General features: G+C 50.2%; 18 protein-coding genes. 13 read left to right on the top strand and 5 right to left on the bottom strand.

All coding sequences use genetic code 11. From position 1 onward, the window contains the following. Positions 1-14: 14 nt before the first annotated feature. The 4 genes from A7K91_RS04610 to A7K91_RS04625 all read right to left on the bottom strand — a co-directional run bounded on the left by A7K91_RS04610 (position 15) and on the right by A7K91_RS04625 (position 4,671). On the bottom strand, positions 15-2,285 hold the full coding sequence (locus A7K91_RS04610) for a PAS domain S-box protein (protein WP_068680143.1): 2,271 nt from the start codon (positions 2,283-2,285) through the stop codon (positions 15-17). A 65-nt stretch (positions 2,286-2,350) separates the two neighbouring features. Continuing rightward, positions 2,351-2,830, bottom strand: coding sequence for a hypothetical protein (locus tag A7K91_RS04615; protein ID WP_068680145.1), 480 nt, complete (start codon positions 2,828-2,830; stop codon positions 2,351-2,353). 27 nt (positions 2,831-2,857) lie between these two features. After that, positions 2,858-3,361: a hypothetical protein gene (locus tag A7K91_RS04620; protein WP_068680147.1), complete on the bottom strand. Its 504-nt coding sequence runs from the start codon at positions 3,359-3,361 to the stop codon at positions 2,858-2,860. Between the two features lie 101 nt (positions 3,362-3,462). Further along, positions 3,463-4,671 (bottom strand): cupredoxin domain-containing protein, encoded by a 1,209-nt coding sequence (locus A7K91_RS04625; protein ID WP_068680149.1) that lies wholly within the window; start codon positions 4,669-4,671, stop codon positions 3,463-3,465. Between the two features lie 297 nt (positions 4,672-4,968). On the opposite strand from A7K91_RS04625, the gene A7K91_RS04630 reads away from it, so the two are divergent. The 8 genes from A7K91_RS04630 (at position 4,969) to A7K91_RS04660 (ending at position 9,598) form a co-directional block, all read left to right on the top strand. Then, entirely contained in the window at positions 4,969-5,238 is a 270-nt protein-coding gene (locus tag A7K91_RS04630) for a hypothetical protein (RefSeq protein ID WP_068680151.1), read from the top strand. A gap of 320 nt (positions 5,239-5,558) precedes the next feature. Beyond that, positions 5,559-6,092, top strand: a complete 534-nt coding sequence (locus tag A7K91_RS04635) for a YceI family protein (protein WP_068680153.1) — start codon at positions 5,559-5,561, stop codon at positions 6,090-6,092. 189 nt (positions 6,093-6,281) lie between these two features. Beyond that, a complete protein-coding gene (locus A7K91_RS04640) occupies positions 6,282-6,644 on the top strand; it encodes a DUF423 domain-containing protein (RefSeq protein ID WP_068680155.1) in 363 nt (120 codons plus the stop codon). Between the two features lie 90 nt (positions 6,645-6,734). After that, on the top strand, positions 6,735-7,355 hold the full coding sequence (locus tag A7K91_RS04645) for a TetR/AcrR family transcriptional regulator (RefSeq protein ID WP_068680157.1): 621 nt from the start codon (positions 6,735-6,737) through the stop codon (positions 7,353-7,355). Between the two features lie 47 nt (positions 7,356-7,402). After that, positions 7,403-7,777: a hypothetical protein gene (locus tag A7K91_RS26350; RefSeq protein ID WP_156739325.1), complete on the top strand. Its 375-nt coding sequence runs from the start codon at positions 7,403-7,405 to the stop codon at positions 7,775-7,777. Beyond that, positions 7,696-8,526 (top strand): membrane protein insertase YidC, encoded by an 831-nt coding sequence (yidC, locus tag A7K91_RS04650; protein WP_068680159.1) that lies wholly within the window; start codon positions 7,696-7,698, stop codon positions 8,524-8,526. Before A7K91_RS26350 ends, yidC begins: the two co-directional genes overlap by 82 nt. Positions 8,527-8,560: 34 nt before the next feature. Then, on the top strand, positions 8,561-9,259 hold the full coding sequence (locus A7K91_RS04655) for a pirin family protein (RefSeq protein WP_068680161.1): 699 nt from the start codon (positions 8,561-8,563) through the stop codon (positions 9,257-9,259). Between the two features lie 12 nt (positions 9,260-9,271). Next, positions 9,272-9,598 carry a hypothetical protein gene (locus A7K91_RS04660; protein WP_068680163.1) on the top strand — a complete coding sequence of 109 codons (327 nt, stop codon included), beginning with the start codon at positions 9,272-9,274 and terminating at the stop codon, positions 9,596-9,598. A gap of 134 nt (positions 9,599-9,732) precedes the next feature. On the opposite strand, the gene A7K91_RS04665 is transcribed toward A7K91_RS04660, so the two are convergent. Continuing rightward, complete coding sequence (locus A7K91_RS04665) at positions 9,733-10,533, bottom strand: AraC family transcriptional regulator (RefSeq protein ID WP_068680165.1); 801 nt, start codon at positions 10,531-10,533, stop codon at positions 9,733-9,735. Between the two features lie 162 nt (positions 10,534-10,695). Between A7K91_RS04665 and A7K91_RS04670 the strand changes: the two genes are divergently transcribed. The 5 genes from A7K91_RS04670 (at position 10,696) to A7K91_RS04690 (ending at position 17,342) form a co-directional block, all read left to right on the top strand. Continuing rightward, positions 10,696-11,700, top strand: coding sequence for an aldo/keto reductase (locus A7K91_RS04670; protein ID WP_068680314.1), 1,005 nt, complete (start codon positions 10,696-10,698; stop codon positions 11,698-11,700). 407 nt (positions 11,701-12,107) lie between these two features. Next, on the top strand, positions 12,108-12,566 hold the full coding sequence (locus tag A7K91_RS04675) for a DUF2269 family protein (protein ID WP_082967230.1): 459 nt from the start codon (positions 12,108-12,110) through the stop codon (positions 12,564-12,566). A 235-nt stretch (positions 12,567-12,801) separates the two neighbouring features. Further along, the gene (locus A7K91_RS04680; RefSeq protein WP_068680167.1) at positions 12,802-13,008 is read left to right on the top strand and encodes a cold-shock protein; all 207 of its coding nucleotides are present in this window, start codon (positions 12,802-12,804) and stop codon (positions 13,006-13,008) included. Positions 13,009-13,549: 541 nt separating this feature from the next. Next, entirely contained in the window at positions 13,550-15,298 is a 1,749-nt protein-coding gene (locus tag A7K91_RS04685) for an ABC transporter ATP-binding protein (RefSeq protein WP_068680169.1), read from the top strand. Between the two features lie 16 nt (positions 15,299-15,314). Then, positions 15,315-17,342 carry an ABC transporter ATP-binding protein gene (locus A7K91_RS04690; protein ID WP_068680318.1) on the top strand — a complete coding sequence of 676 codons (2,028 nt, stop codon included), beginning with the start codon at positions 15,315-15,317 and terminating at the stop codon, positions 17,340-17,342. Positions 17,343-17,360 lie beyond the last annotated feature (18 nt).

The following is a 17,360-nucleotide window of genomic DNA, read 5'->3' on the forward strand; positions in this document are numbered from 1 at the left end:
TTCTTGATGTGGAATCAAGATTCGTTTTGAATCGGAAGGACAATCTCTACACGGGTACCCTCGCCCGGACTGCTCTTAAAGCGGATAACGCCCCGATGATTGGCGATAATTTGCTGGCTCACCATTATACCCAGGCCATTTCCGCCCTCTTTTGTGGAGAAAAAAGGCTCTCCCAGACGTGCCAAATCATCTTCCGCTATACCGGAGCCTTGATCGGAAAAAATAATGGCGACCTCTTCATCGTCGAGTGGTTTAAGCTCGATTTGCAGCCGTCCTCCGTCTTGCATCGCTTCAATGCCATTTTTGATTACGTTGACGAATACCTGCTTCAACTGATTGGCAACGCCCTTCAGGCCAATCGGCGTTTCGGGAAGCGCAAGCGACATGCAGACATTGTTTTTACGGGCCTCGGAATCCAGAAGCAGCATAATATCCTTGATTAATTCTCCCGGCAGCACATATTCGTAGCGATTGGCCTGAGGCTTGGCCAAAACCAGGAATTCGCTGACGATCATATTAATCCGGTCCAGCTCCTCCAGCATCAGATCCAAATTTTCATCTGATAATTGCCCTGTTGTTTTTTGGAGCTGCACAAAACCAACCAGTGTCGTAAGCGGATTTCGGATCTCGTGAGCAACTCCTGCTGCAAGCTGGCCAACAACGGAGAGCTTTTCCGAACGGCGAAGCATCTCCTCCGCCTGCTTGCGGGAGGTAATATTCCGCGTTATGGTCGCCACGGCAACAATATGCTCCTGCTCGTCACGAATTGGGGATACCGTCATGCTGACATCAATGAGCCGCCCATCCTTTGTAAAGCGGACGGTTTCGAAATCGCTGGCTGTACCGCCCTGAAGCACCTCGTCCATCAATTGCTCATAATCTGTCAGCTCGTCCACAGGGATATTGGGCGGAGGCTTGTCCATCACTTCTTTCTCGGACCATCCGAACATGGAAACAAACGCTTTGTTAACCTGTGTAATATGCCCATCAAGATCGACGACATGAATAGCATCCGAGGTATGGCCGACAAAAGACTCCAGATATTGCTTAGTATTTTGCAGCTCCGCAGCCGCATCCTTCAAACGGGTTGTATATTGATCCAGATTGCTTCCCATTACGTTTACCCTGTCTGCCAGAGAGCCCAACTCGTCTTTGTTTCGAATAATAATGGTTTCGCGGAAATTCCCGTTAGCGATTGCCGTTACCTTGTCCATAATTTGTCTGAGCGAACGAAGCATATAGCCAGCGATGAAATAGCTGGCCGCCATCGTCAAAAGCACCAGCGCGATGGATATGAGGCCATAGGTAAGCAGCTCCCGGCGAAGCGGCTGGCCTAATATTTCCTCGCTGAAGGCTACCCCGATGACGTAAGGCTTGTCGGAAGGTATTGGTATAAAGCTGCGCCGCACCTCAATGCCTTCATGCTGGAACTTGATGGTTTGAACCGTTTCGTTTTCAAGCACATTTTGTATATAGACGGAATCCTCCGCTGTATTGCTGTAGGTATAGGTGCCGAAGGGAACGTCCCTGACATCCAGATTGTAGATAGGTACGCCCTTTTTCATTTTTATAATACGCTTTTTGCCAAAAAACTCAGGACTGAACCCGGAAATTTCCAAAATGCTTGGATGAAGCGATAACATTTTTTCAATAACGGCGTTAGTGCCGTTGACAAGATCATATTGCAAATTGTTGGTGTCCATGATGGTATTAATCATGTAATTAGCGGTGCCGTCGTAATAATAGCCCCACTTATTGATCTGATCCGGATTGGATGCGGCATAATTGATCGGGCCCGACCAGTAATGGTCCATGCTTATCCCATAATCAACCTGCACCTGCTGCAGGTTGAACAGCTGATGAAAGGCCGTATCCCAATAATCCCAGGCTTCCGATTTCAAGCCGATTTCATCGGGATTGGTGGACATGACCGAAATATTTTTGCCGTCTATTCTTTGCCAGAGCGTAATGTCGTTTAGCTTCAGATCATCCCGCAGCGCTTCGAGCTGCTCATTCGTCACATCGGCAATGTCCGGGCTTAACCGGTCTTTGGCGACCAAGGCGGCCAGTCTTAATTCTCTTGCCAGCTCGTACTCCATCGTTTCCCGGCTATGCTGGAAGTTTTCAATGCTCACCGCCAATTGCTTGGCGATGGTTTGCAGCTGCTGTTCAATCCCCTCCGATTGCGTGTGCTTGGCGCTTATATATATAAAAATCATATTCAGCATCAAAATGAAAGCAACGATCAAGGATATGGAGGCGGATAGCTTTGCCTTAATTGACATGCAAATTCCTCCCATTGTCATGTTGTCGTGTATAACAATTAGACAAGTGAGGGCCAAAATCCTGTTTATTTCCGTTGAAACTCTTCTTCTGCCATATATTGCACAACTTCATTGTAGCTTTCAAAGGCCATATCCAAGTTTAATCCGGCGTAAATGCACCATAAATCCTCTTCCTTGCGAACAGTCAGAACAGCGCCGCCAGAACCAATCCAGTCCTCCTCGCGCGCAGGGGCCTTGCGCTCCTTGACGGCAAATGGAGCCGCAGGCGGCTCGGACATCGCTTCAATCGCGCGGGCGATCAGCTCGCGAAGCTCCTCCTCCGAATAATCGCGGATGTTCACCAATCCCTTGGCATCCACCTTTACATCATCCAGGAGCCCGGCATACACAAAGCCGTTTCCGCCGGGGTGAAGATGGTACACAACCGTTTTTTTGTCATGGGCGCTGCCCTCGTAATGAAAATTTACCCTGCCAAGCGAAACATCCTTCCGCTCAAGCTCGGGGAAGGATGAAATCACATTGATTTTTTGTTCGAAAGTTAACATGTGGCGAGCAGGCCTCCAATAATGAAATTAGTCTGTTTTTTTCCGGAGCAACAGCACAGCTGCTCCTGCCAAAATAAACAGAATTGCGATATACGGCTGGCTGGCGAGCAGGTCGCCCACCAGTCTGCCGAGTGAAAAGACGGCAAAAAACAACAGGGAAAGCACGGTCAAAATGTTGATCGGGATAAGCAGCCATTTATTGCGGTTGCCAAACCAATAAAATTCCAGCAGCCCTATAGCCGGGGCCAGAACAAATCCGGGCCACATATAAGCCCAATTGTCGAAAAGCATCGCTATCTGGCAGACAAAACCGACTGTCAAAAGGATGCCGCCCGGTATGAGCAGTCCGGAGCCATTCCTGCCTGTCATGCCGAAGTAAAGCCAGTGGAAAAACAAGCCTACAGGTATGACAAAAAGGGACGGCCAGAACAATGCGAAAATTTTGCCGGGACCAAAGCTTTCCCCCTGATTCAGGAGCAGGATGACTCCAAGCAGCAGAAGCAATACGCCGCCAATTGTTTTAATCTTCATCTTGAACACTCTCTTCCTTAATAAATTATAGTCATACTTTAAGGGAAAACCAAGCCTGCATGCTCCAAGGACGGGGTTGCATACGCGCGAGGCGCGCTCTTTTAACCGGAATGGGACTGGCAGTCGGAGGAGAAGTTATCCTCATAGAGCAGCTGGAGGGCGATGGTTCGGTCAGAGCCGCCGGAGGGGCGGTCCACGCAGGGATCGGCAAGATCCTCGGGGTTGTCAGCCCGGAACGATACAATGCATACATCGCCCGGAGCAAGCTCCAGATAGTGACCTCCGTCCACGTTTTCGCTTATCTCTTTTCCATTCAGGGAGACCACGTGCATGGAGTGGCCCGCCAGCTGGAGCGGCAGCTCGGAGTCGCTTCGGTTAACAATTGTTGTTTTGACAAGCTCCCCTTCGCGCACCATCAGAGATGGACGGCGAGTAAGCACCTTGCCGTTTACTGTATCATAAAAGGATGGCACCCCGTTATAAAAAGCAAGCCGATTATCCAGCACAACCTTGTATTCCCGGTCAAAGGCTTCTCCGTATTCCTGGCCCTCCTGCGATGATAGAAAGCGCGGCGAGCCCATGCTGTTCCCGGACGCCGCCAAATCCGTAAGGATGCTGTTCTCGCTGTCAGCCCGGCTGTTTTCCATGGCTAGCAGGACGGGGACGCTAATAACAACAAATGCCGCACTGATCATGCCGGTAATGCGCAGCCGCCGTTTCCACGGAAAATAAAGGGTGGAATTGGCCGACAGACAGGCCTTGCGGGATTGGCTGGTTTGTTCTAACAAAACAATAATTGCTAGCAGCAGCAATGCGGCTAAAGGCAAAAAGGTCGATAGCCAGTGGAACGGAACCGGAGGGAAGATGACGAAATAGCAGGCGCCCGCTGTAAGGAAGGAGGCTATTTTGGAGGAGGCGACCAGCGCGGGCTCCGTAGCATGGCGTCTTCGAGGCAAATCGAGGGCGCGTTCTCCCTGCCCTGCCGTACGACGGATGAGCATGCGAAGCCTTGGCCGTATCTTCGTTACAATAAGCAGGACAGCCCCGGCGGCAAGCGGCGCTCTGAGCAGCAAGCGATCGCCCCAGATCGCGGGTTCGGATATGATGATGATGGCAAGTTCTGCGGCAATGGCGATAAAAGCGGGCGCAAGCGCGGCTGTCGCAAGCCGCTGCATGCGTACGGCCTTGCGATGAAGCTCCAGCTCCGAGGGGCTGAAGATCAGCTTTGGCGCGCAGATGGCCAAGGCCAGGACGGCAACCAGCAGACAAGCCAGCATGGATTGCTCAAGCAGGTTAAGTATTATGTACATCTTGGTTATCACCCCAAATATTCTTTAACTGATATAGCTTCCTCTATTTTCTGGTGCTTCAAATCGGACCTTGTGAGCTTGCTTTTTGAGCGTACCTTAATAGTAGCTTTTGCAATTGCTGCCTGAAACAGACGCTGGACTTAAACTTATACTGGACTTCAGTCGGGGATGCGGCGAACCTTATTACGCAATAGGACGGCATACGGAAAAAGTTCCTATAATGCGACAATATACACCTCTTGCGGCGCAAAATGAAAGCGCTACAATAAATGTAGAATAATAAGGGAGGTGACAAAAATGAGTGAAGAGCATGAAGCTGTAGAAGCGCTTGAGGAAAGCGCAGAATGGCTTGCGGGGGAAGCGGCTGAGGAAGAGGCCGCGGAGTCGTTTGAGGTGGAAGCGGCAGCCGAGTCGGAAGAGATCGTCGAAGTTGAAGGCATCTCCCTTGATGCGGAGGCGGAGCTGGAAGAGGAAGCGGCGGAAGCAGCCGCTGCCGATGAGGCCGACGAAGCCGATGAAGCTGATGAAGCGGACGAGGCAGATGATGATGAGCAGGCCGTCGACTAACGGCTTGGCGGATGGGTTCCTTCATGCAGTCACACCCTGCAGGAAATAAGGTGCGGTCAGGCAGTACCCTGCTTTAGCGCCAGCTTAGATTGGAAAGCACTTCATCTTGAAGTTTCATAAAATAGATGACAAAGTCGTTTCGCAAACACCGTAAAAGGTGATTGCTGACGACTTTTTTGTTACGTAGCAAGCTGCGATTTTTTTTTGAGAAAAGGAGTTGACATCGGGATATCTTTAGATTAAGATAAACACATGAACTTAATAAAAGTAAGCTAATAAACGTAATAAAGTAAATAATAAAACGTTGGAGGTTATTTAAAATGACAAAAGCAAAATGGGCAATTGACGCATCGCACAGTGCAGTGGAGTTTTCGGTAAGACATATGATGATCGCTAAAGTTAAAGGTGCATTCCATGAATTCGAAGCTGAAATCGAAGCCGATATTCAAGACCTGACAACAGCGGATATTTCATTCAAAATTAACCTGAGCAGCGTAGACACCCGCAATGGCGACCGCGACGGTCATCTGAAAAGCGCCGATTTCTTCGACGTTGAAAACCACCCGACACTGGACTTCAAAGCAACGTCAATCTCCAAATCAGGCGAAGGTGAATATGAAGTGACAGGCGACGTATCGCTGCATGGCGTAACGCGCTCGGAAACATTTGAAGTGACCTTCGAAGGCTCGGGCAAAGATCCTTGGGGCAATACAAAAGCAGGCTTTAGCGCAAAAGGCGCAATCAAACGCAGCGATTACGGCTTGACCTACAACGCTGCACTGGAAACCGGCGGCGTGCTGATTGGCGATGAAGTGAAAATCTCCCTGGAAATCGAAGCTCTGCAGCAAGCTTAAGAGAAGCAGAAGCGGAGCAACGCTATCTCTTCAGCAGGAATATAGCAAGGGACAGCTGCCCGAAGCTTAGGGCAGCTGTTTTTCCGCGTTTTGATGGAGCCTCGCTGGCGGACTTTGACAAATGGCGCGCCAGACTTGATAATCAGAATGTCGCAGGAAGATGATAGAAACGCTAAAGGAGAATGCTTGATGCAAACGTTGCTGCTGCTTGGAAGTGTCTGCATGGCAATTGCCGTTATATTGGGGGCTTTCGGAGGGCACGCGCTGAAGCGCAAGCTGGCTCCGGACAAGCTGGATGTTTATTTGATCGGAATTCAATATCATATTGCCCACGCGCTGGGGTTGCTGCTGCTAGGCGGCCTTTCGCAGCTTCCGATTAACGGAGAGCTGATTCAGGCGGCAGGCTGGCTGTTGTTCGCCGGAATTGTTTTGTTCAGCGGAAGTCTTTATGCGCTTGCGCTCACAGGTGTGAAACGCCTGGGTATTATTACGCCGCTAGGCGGCTTGTGCTTTATCGCGGGCTGGATTGTTGTTGCCTTTGCCGTTTTATGAGCTGCTTGCGATGATTTTACCCATTATTTTAACCAACATGTGTTGCTTAGATGTGCTATACTAGGGTGAAATGTGGAGGAGCTGAGCAGATTGGAGCAACCCAAAAAAGATCCGCGTGTTTTGCGCACCAGACAATTGATTCAGGATGCCTTCTTGACACTCATTCAACATAAGGATATTCAGGAAATAACGGTACGGGATATTACCGAAAAAGCTACCATTAACCGGGCGACCTTTTACGCCCATTTTAGTGATAAATATGAGCTGCTGGATGAAACCTTGTCCAGTATGCTTAAGGATACGCTGAGGCAAAAGCTGCAATGCCATGAGCTGTTCAGCGAGGACACCATGGTTAAAATTATTGTGATTATGTGTGAGTTTCAAACCTATTTTAACAGTCAATGCCCCAAGACCAGTCAGACCTCTCTGCCATATGCAGAGGAGAGGATCAAGGAAGAGCTTCAGAAGTTCCTGCTGACCCTGATTCAGAAAAGCCCGGCTTACGAGGATATGAACGGGGACCCTGAGCTTGCTTATACGGTATCCGTTATGATGAGCTGGAGCATTTACGGCGTTTCCGTTGCCTGGAACAAGGGCGGTCGCAGCATATCGACGCAGGAAATGGCCTGCAGAGCCCAGCGGGCGATGCTGCGAGTGCTTCAGGAATTTACGCAAAATGAATCTGCTCGCCTTGTTTCCATTGCTACATGAATCAGGTATATCTTTGATTCCACTATAGCCGAAAGGAGGGAATTGCTTTGATCGATATCATGCTTCACGATTGGTTGCCCTATTTGTTGTCCATCAGCTTGCTTTGTACCTTAACCTGCATCGGCACCGTGCATCTTTTGGCGTTTGTGGACGCGCAAAAGGAGTACAGGCAGTCCGGCGTGGTCCAAACGGTTATCATGCCGATTGTGGCTACAGCAAGCGGAACTTCCAGTACCCGTCTTGTCCGAAGGGTCAAGCGCAAGGATGCGCCGGATGATGATGACAATGACTGCGTGAACTCGTTGGCCAAAAGAAACAACAACCAACGAGGAGGCTTATTATGCCCAATACAAAACAATTCCCGCGCCGATCGGTACGGAGTCGATTCTATGCCTTTGCCCTGCTTGGCATTGGCCTGCTGACCTTAACGGGCTGCGGCAGTGCGACAGGAACGATTGATGAAGCGACACCTGGCATGTTTAACCATTATGTGATCTATCCGTTATCCGAAGTCATTCAATGGCTGGCTTCCCAGTTTCATGACAACTACGGCTTTGCCATTATGGCCATTACGATTATGATCAGAGTCGTGCTGTTTCCGCTTATGCTGCGTCAATACCGTTCGCAGCGCGATATGAAACAGAAAATGGCTGTTCTTCAGCCTGAGCTCAAAGCGCTGGAGGACAAATATAAAGGTAAAACAAAACCGGAGGACGCAAAAGAGAAGCAGCAGGAAATGATGGCGCTATATAGCAAGCACAAGGTAAACCCGCTTGCGATCGGATGTTTGCCAATGCTGATTCAGCTTCCAATTCTGACCGGGCTGTATTCTGCGATCCGGCTAACTCCCGATATTGCGTCGCATTCCTTTTTGTGGTTCAAGCTGGGCGAGACGGATATGCTTCTGCCTATTATTGCGGCAGTCATTTATTTTATCCAGTTTAAGGTTTCCCAGATCGGGAACGACTCGCCGCAGAACAAGCAGCTTGCGTTTATGGGGTATTTGTCGCCGATTATGATGGGCGCGTTTGCCCTGTTTGCCCCGGCGGCCATTTCACTTTATTGGGTAACAGGCGGTTTGTTTATGATCGCACAGGCATTTTTGCTGTCCAGAATTTATCCTGCTGTTAAAAAAGATAGTTTGCCGGAAGGCAGCAAGGCAGCAGGTTAACGAAACGATACAATGATATTAGAGGGGGATGGGTATGATTAAAGTGCTTCCCGCGGCAGAGCGGCATGAAACCGATATGGGCTGGCTTCAAAGCCGCCCGGTTTATTCCTTTGGAGGTTATCAGGACCCTTCGCGAAGCGGCTTCGGCGCGATGCGCGTGTGCAATGACGATCGGCTGGCGCCGGGCAAGGGCTTTGGCGCTCATCCCCATAGCGACATGGAAATCGTGTCGATTGTGCTGGAGGGTGAAATCCGCCATGAGGACAGCCTGGGCAATAACGTAACGACTTCATTTGGCGAGGTTCAGGTCATGTCGGCGGGCAGCGGGGTTATTCATACCGAGTTTAATGCTTCCAGCGAAACGGAATTGCGCTTGCTTCAGCTATGGTTTATGCCAGACGTACGCGGCAAAGCGCCTGATTACAAGGCGGGCGCCTTTTCGGTGGAGGGTTTGCGTAATACACTGCTGCCGGTGGTGAGCAGCAAAGCCGGCGATGGTACTTTGCCAATTGGCCAGGATATGACGATCTTTTTATCCCGTCTGGATGCGGGGGGCGAACTGGTTCATCAATCCGCCGCGGATCGCAAGCAGTTCCTTTATGTTATAGAGGGCAGCTTGAACGCAAGCGGCACAGCATTGGGAGCGGACGACGTGGCGGAAATACAGCGCCAGGAAGCGCTTGTCTTGTCTGCCGTCAGCGAAACGTTTTTTATGCTGATCGATATGCCTTAAGGAGGGTCGCTTATGAAGGAAACGCTGCTTGTGAAGCATGCCGTAAGTGGAAGGACATTTTTTGATACGCGCCTTAAGGCGATTCCGTACCAGGTTGAACCCAGCAACGAAGGCTGGTTGTTTAGTATTGAGACGAAGCGCGACGAAAACGTGGAAGCTTTGTTGGAATTCCGCGAAGAGCTGAATGTTTTTATTTTTAGGGAGCCGGAGGATGAGCCGGTATTGAAAACGTGGTATTACATCAAGGACGGTCCGGTCGTTTACGATGATCAGGCCGGCAAGCTGTTGATATCGGCTCAATCCAGCATTCCGTATTATCCGCATGAATATTCCCAATAGCAAATAAATGAAAAAGACGCTTGCATGCTCCCAGGCAGGGAGGTTCAAGCGTCTTTTTTACGTATAGCAGTATTCATTCCAAACAGAACAACCTAACGGAACGGTTGAAAGGGCTCCCGGTCGTTTTTAACCAATCAGACACGGGCAGGCAGATGCGACGCACGGTAATAGGTGGGGGCTGCGCCGGTTAGCTTTTTGAACATTTTGGAAAAAAGAAGCGGGTCCCCGTAGCCTACAGAACGGGCAATTTCGGACACGGTCAGCTCGGAATCCAGCAGCAGCTCACAAGCCTTGTCCATGCGATATTGCAGCAAATATTGCTGCGGCGATACCCTCATGCTTTCCTTGAAGATGTTGGACAGATAGACGCGGTCGATGCCGATCATCTCCGCCAGCCCGGAAATGCTGATTCGTTCGGCATAATTGATATGAATGAAATCGAGCGCTTTGCGGATATATCCCTCCTTGGCCTGATAGCCGGCCGGAAGCTGCTTGGTTACCATCATCATCTCCAGCCAGTCGGCAAGAAACTGGTACAAGACGCTATGCACCCGCAGCTCTCCCCTGTTGTCGCAAGTCGCTGCCGCATCCCATTTATCCAGGTAAAGCTGGAACCAGCTGCCCGACGAAAAGCTGAAAATAGGGCTTGAAGGCGACAAGCCGGCATCCTCCAGCAACGGTCCAGCCTGATCGCCGTCGAAGGCAATCCAGGAGTAAACCCAGGGCTCACGCTCATCCGCCTTCATGTAGCAGACGGTTCCAGCAAACACGATATATCCTTGTCCCTTTTCCAGATAAAAGGTGTTTCCGTTAAACTGGTAGATTCCCCGGCCTTCATGCACAAACATAATTTTGTATTGCTCCTTAAGTCCGGGACCCCAGAAGTAGCCGGGCTCGCAATTCATGATGCCGTGATAGCAATATCGGATATTCATGGATGAAGTCCTTTCTTATACATATGCACCTGCAATCAAATTACATTATGACATGTTTATCTTACAACGACTCATTCAATCATTCAGCTTTTATGAGCTATAATAACTTTGCATGTTGAAAAGCTGATTATATCATACCATGCTTGCGAAGGAGTGGGACAATTGGTTTATATCGCGGAGGAAAATCGTTACAGCGACATGCCGTACCGGCGCTGCGGCAACAGCGGGCTGAAGCTGCCTGCCATTTCACTTGGCTTGTGGCAAAATTTCGGGGCGAACAAGCCGTTGCAGGATTCACGCGACATGCTGCTTCGCGCCTTTGATCTCGGCATCACCCATTTTGACCTGGCCAACAATTACGGCCCTCCTGCCGGATCGGCGGAAGAGACGTTTGGCAGCGTATACCGGAGCGACCTCTCTCCATACCGGGACGAGCTTCTTATCTCCACCAAAGCGGGTTATTACATGTTTCCCGGCCCTTACGGCGAATGGGGCTCCCGCAAATACTTGCTGTCCAGTCTGGACCGCAGCCTGAACCGGATGGGACTGGATTATGTCGATATTTTCTACCACCACCGCCCGGACCCCGATACGCCGCTTGAAGAAACCATGGGCGCGCTGGATCAAGCGGTCCGTTCCGGCAAAGCGTTATATGCAGGCTTGTCCAATTACGGCCCGGAGGATACGCTGCGCGCTTATGATATATTGAAATCACTGGGTACGCCGATGGTTATTCACCAGCCAAGCTACTCCATGATCAATCGCTGGATCGAAAACGGGCTGCATGATGTGCTCCGGGAGCAAGGCGTAGGCTCTATCGCCTTTTGTCCGCTTGGCCGTGGACAGCTGACGGGCAAATACATCGACAAAATAGAGGCTGAAAGCAAGTCCGGCAATTCCTCGATGAAGCCGGAGGCGATTGAGCCTGCCCGTATAGCGGCTTTCCGAAAGCTGGAGGATATTGCAAAACGCCGCGGCCAATCGCTGGCTCAGCTGGCGCTGGCCTGGACGCTGAGAGAAGGCGGCGTAACTTCCGCTCTGATCGGCGCGAGCCGTGTAAGCCAGATTGAAGAGAATGTAAAATGTCTGGAGCAAGGCCCGCTGAGCGAAGAAGAGCTGCGGGAGATTGACAGCGTGTCGGCGGTAATCAAGGATATTCCTTGGTAAACCTGTCAGCTTAATCCCTTTAAAGCAGGGGCTGTCCTAAAAGTCAAGCGGAGCGACTAATTATTCAGCAGAGAGGACCGGAGGGAAAAGGGTGTCTTGAGGGCGAGTTTTTTTGTCCGCTTTTATCCACTAAAAAGTTGGATCAAAATAAAGCGGACAAAAATGTTTGAGCTTCCAAGACACCCTTTTCCAGTAGGTTCCGGTTTTGCTGAATCATTATTCACCAGTAACAGACTTTTCGGACATTCCCTGTTTTATTTTTGTCTATTAAGAAAACGTTTTCTTTTGGGTCAAAAAACAATTGCAGGAGCAACCCGCCTCCCTTATCATAAGAAATATGAGGCTAACGGCCTACATGTCTAACTCCAAACCCGCATATATATAACTTGTCCGGGAGATGAACGAGGATGTCGATGTTCCTCTTTGATGGAATAATGTTTCTGCATATTTTGGCAGCCGTTATAGGGTTGGGCGCTGCATTTGTTTTTCCCGTGTTGTCCAGAGCGGCCAAAACGGCGGAGCAGGCCAGGCATACGATCGCACTTTTTGAAAAATTGGCTTTGCTGCCTATCGCGGGAAGTGTTGGAATGCTGATTACCGGGGTTTCCTTATTGCTTTTGGAGCCTGCACTGTTGGCAACAGGTTGGTTTATTGCATCGCTTTTTCTCTTTTTTGCGGCGCAGATGCTTGTGATCGGCGTATTGCCCAAATCCATGAGGCGCCAATCGGCGGCTTTGGAGGCTCATGAAGGAGAAGGGGTTCCAGTGGAATACCGCCGGATCAGCAGACAGACGGCCAGGGTGGAGATGGTGACGCATTTGCTTGCTGTCGTGCTGCTGGCAGTGTTAATTTTTCGGCCGTTTTAGCGGGATAATGATCTTTTGCATATTAATGGAAGAAAGCGTTTTCTCAATGTTTATTTGTTGTGCTTTGACCCGGTTTTGACGCGCTTATACCTTACTGCAGGCGGCAAATCAGGGGTAGTCTAACTACTGTTGGACATGCCTAAACATCGTTTGCCTTATCTGGATGAACATGGTATAGTAGTCGTTAATTCAATGGGAGAAGCATAATGCCAATAAGCGTATAAGGAGGATGGCCATGTATAATCGTAAAAAACCGTTGGAAGAAATTCCTCAGGAAAACACGAAGATATGGACATGCGAAACGGAAGGCTGCAATAGCTGGATGCGCGATAATTTCTCTTTTCAGGAAGTGCCTAACTGCGTAATTTGCAACGCGCCGATGATTAGCGGGGAGAAGCTGCTTCCGGCGCTTGTGAACACAACTGCGGAGCTGAAGGCTTAGGGCGTGTATGCAAACCGCATAGCGGCATTTATTACCGCCTTTTCGCCCTAAACGGCTTGGTACAAAGCCCGCTTAAGGGCTTCTTTTTCTTCATTGTCCCCTTGTCGGGGAGCATGCTTTGTTCCCGGGAAAGGCTCGTCCTCCTCCCGGGAAAGAATAACTATAGTGAATGATTGGGATTGACATTTTTCGGCTGCCGGTGGTAAAGTGGCTAGGTAGGTCGGAGCAATTAATGAAAAGGGGGATTGTATCGTATGGATAACTTGGTGGGCATGGGCAACAACAACATCATGTTTAAAGGCAACAACGACATGCACGCAATCGGTCCCTGCGTTTACAATCCTTGATATATACGGGTATAACCGATATCGGGGCGCAGGGTTACGTTGTCGTAATCTTGCGCCCCTTCTGTGTCTTCAGTGAGGCTAAACAGGCTTTTACGCCTGTTCATCTACCCTGTGACAGTAGAGCGTGACGCTTGCGGCGGCATGCTCTTTTCTGTTTTTCGGCAGCGATATGCAATGGAAGGTGTGAGTAGAGAATGTTCAGTGTATTAAAAAAATTGAGCTGGTTTTTCAAAATGAATTGGAAAAGGTATACGCTTGCGATTACGCTGCTGGTACTGACGGGATTTATTGATGTTATTCCGCCCTATTTAACGGGTTATCTGGTTGACGGCATTAGCCAGGGCACATTGGGAAATGCCGATTTTAATCGGACCATGTATCTCTGGATTGTGTTAACGGTGGTAGGCTACGGCATAACCTATGTATGGCATTACAAGCTGTTTGGCGGCGCCTTTGTACTGGAACGGCTGCTGCGCTCCAACCTGATGGGGCATTTTCTCCGTATGAAACCAACCTTTTATGAACGCAACAGGACCGGTGATTTGATGGCCCGTTCCACCAATGATCTGGGCGCGGTTGCAACAACCGCCGGCTTTGGCATATTGACTCTGGTGGACTCCACGTTGTTTATGATCACGATTCTAATCGTTATGGCGGGCACCATCAGCCTGAAGCTGACGCTTGCTTCCTTATTGCCTCTTCCCTTGATGGCGATCGCCATGTCGTATTACGGCAAACGGATCCATGAACGTTTTACAAAGGCTCAAGACGCTTTTGGCGAGTTAAACGACGGAGTACTGGAATCGGTGGCGGGCGTCCGCGTCATCCGCGCTTTTGTGCAGGAGCATGCCAGCCAGGCCAGATTTGAGGCTAAAACCGATGAAGTATTGGGCAAAAATATCGCTGTTGCAAAAATCGAAGCTCTTTTTGAGCCAACGATGAAAATTTTGGTGGGAACCAGTTATTTGATTGGCCTTTGCTATGGGGGCTACCTTGTTTTTCATAATGAAATTACGCTGGGCGAGCTGGTATCCTTTAATATTTTTCTCGGCATGCTGATATGGCCGATGTTTGCGATTGGCGAGCTGGTCAACATTATGCAGAGGGGCAGCGCCTCGCTGGATCGCGTCAACGAAACGCTGGCCTACAAGCCGGATGTTCAGGACGATCCCAACCCGGTTAAGGTCGACGAGCCGGATGTGCTTCATTTGAATAAGACGGCTTTCCGGTATCCAAGCTCGCAAACCAACAATCTGGATCAGGTTTCCCTTAAGCTGTTGCAAGGCCAGACATTAGGCATCGTCGGCCGTACGGGCAGCGGTAAAACAACCCTGCTGAAGCAATTCCTAAGGGAATATCCGCTTGGGCAAGGTGAAATTACGGTATCCGGCACGCCAATCCAGCGTCTGGGAATGGATGATTTGCTGGGCTGGATCGGCTACGTGCCGCAGCAGCCAATCCTGTTCTCCAGGACGATCCGGCAGAACATTTTGTTCGGGGCGGCGGATGCATCGGAGGACGATTTGCAGAGAGCGCTGGAGCGGGCCTCCTTCGCGAAGGATATCGCCTTTTTGCCCGACGGGCTGGATACTATGGTTGGCGAAAAAGGGGTGGCGCTGTCCGGCGGACAGAAGCAGCGGGTCAGCATTGCCCGGGCATTGATTGCCAATCCGGAAATTTTGATGCTGGATGATGCCTTGTCGGCTGTAGATGCCAAGACGGAGGCTGAAATTATTGACGGCATCCGGACGGAACGCGCCGGCAAAACGACGTTGATTACAACACACAGGCTTTCCGCCGTGCAGCATGCCGACTGGATTATTGTGCTGGAGGATGGACGAATCGTTCAGGAGGGCACGCATGAAAGCTTGATCGCATCGGGAGGCTGGTATCGCGAGCAGTATGACCGCCAGCAGCTGGAAGCGGCCATTGAAAACGAATAGAGAGGGCGTGAGAACAATGGGATCAACAGGAAAACGATTGTTTCAATACGCCATGCTGTATAAAAAGCAAATTTTGCTGGCGATGCTGCTGCTGGTGCTGGCGGTTGGCGCGGAGCTGACGGGGCCGCTGATTGCCAAACGGATGATCGACCAGAATATTTTGGGTATTGAAAAGGCATGGTACGAGGTAAAGGGCGAGCAGCCTTTCGCCGTTCATTACAATGATAAGTGGTATAAACGGGAGGATCGGTTCGCCGAAGGAGAAACCTATGACAAGTCCGGCGAGGTTCGGGTTCTGCAGGTCGGCCGGAGCTATTATTTTCTGGATGGCTCGTTACGCTTCGCAGAGGGCAAGCGCGAAGTAACGGGCGAGCAAATGACGATTTCCAACAGCCAGACCGGAGAAGCGGCGACGTATGAGGTTAAAAAGCTGTCGAAGAGCCAGCTGTACGCCTTCTATCGGCCGGAGCTTCCAGGTTTGCTAAAGCTGGCCGCTATGTATTTTGGCCTTTTGATTCTGGTAGCTATCTTTGCTTATGGTCAACGGCTGCTGCTGCAAACCTCCGCCAACCGCATTGTTCGCAAAATGCGCGGCGATGTGTTTGCGCATACGCAGCGATTGCCCGTACAGTATTATGACAATTTGGCTGCTGGGCAGGTCGTTTCCCGTATTACCAACGACACGGAAGCGATCCGCGAGCTTTATGTTGGCGTATTGGCAAACTTTTTTACTGGAACGATTTATATGGCGGGTATATTTGGCGCGTTATTCCTGCTGGATTATCGTCTGGCTTTAATCAGCTTGCCGATTGTGCCCATTCTGATCGTCTGGATTAAGGTTTACCGGAAATTCGCTGCAAAATATAACCGGATTATTCGCACGAAGCTGAGTGAAATCAATGCGATGATCAACGAATCGATTCAGGGGATGGCCATTATTCAAGCCTTCCGCCGTCAGAAGGAAACGAAAAAAGAGTTTGACGAGCTGAACGATTATTATTTTAAATATCAAAACAAGCTGCTTAATTTGAATTCCATTACCTCCCATAACCTCGTTAACGTTGTCCGCAACGTGTTGTTTCTGGTGGTCATCTGGCTGTTCTGGGGCGGTTCGCTTGGCACTATGATTTCAGTTGGCGTGCTTTATGCGTATATCGACTATATGAACCGGATGTTTGCTCCCATTGTGGGCATTGTGAATCAATTGTCCAACCTGGAAACGGCGCGCGTATCTGCGGAACGGGTTTTCAAGCTGATGGATGAAGAAGGCGTGGACGTTGCCCAAGGTCGCATGGAGCGTTACAAAGGCGATGTGCAGTTTGAAGGCATTACCTTTGCGTACAAGGGCGATGAATATGTGCTGAAAAATGTATCCTTCCATGCTCGCCAAGGCGAAACGGTAGCTCTCGTAGGCCATACGGGCTCAGGCAAAAGCTCGATTCTTAATCTGCTGTTCCGCTTTTATGATACGAACAAAGGGCGCATCACGGTGGATGGCACCGATGTTAAGGATATTCCAAAGCAAATGCTGCGGCAGCATATGGGGATTGTGCTTCAGGACCCCTTCCTGTTTACGGGTACAATTGCATCCAATGTCAGCCTGGACGATCCCTCCATCAGCAGGGAAAAGGTGGAGAAGGCTTTGCGCGATGTAGGCGCCTATGACATGTTTAATGCGCTGCCCGGCGGCATTGATGCCCCGGTCATCGAAAAAGGCAGCACATTATCCGCTGGCCAACGCCAACTGATCTCGTTTGCACGGGCGCTGGCCTTTGATCCGGCAATTCTTATACTGGACGAAGCGACGGCCAGCATCGATACCGAAACGGAGTCCATCATTCAAGCGGCGCTGGATGTGTTGAAAAAGGGCAGAACGACGTTTGTTATTGCGCACAGGCTGTCTACGATACGCCAAGCAGATCAGATTCTGGTATTGGATCGCGGCGTCATAGTAGAACGCGGCAACCATGAAGAGCTGATGGAGCATCGCGGCAAGTATTTCGCCATGTACCAGCTGCAGCAAGGTGCGCCGCAAACCGCTTGATCCTGAAAGCAAGGCGAA

The sequence above is a fragment of the Paenibacillus oryzae genome, from assembly GCF_001675045.1.
GTDB classification, from domain to species: Bacteria; Bacillota; Bacilli; order Paenibacillales; family Paenibacillaceae; genus Pristimantibacillus; species Pristimantibacillus oryzae.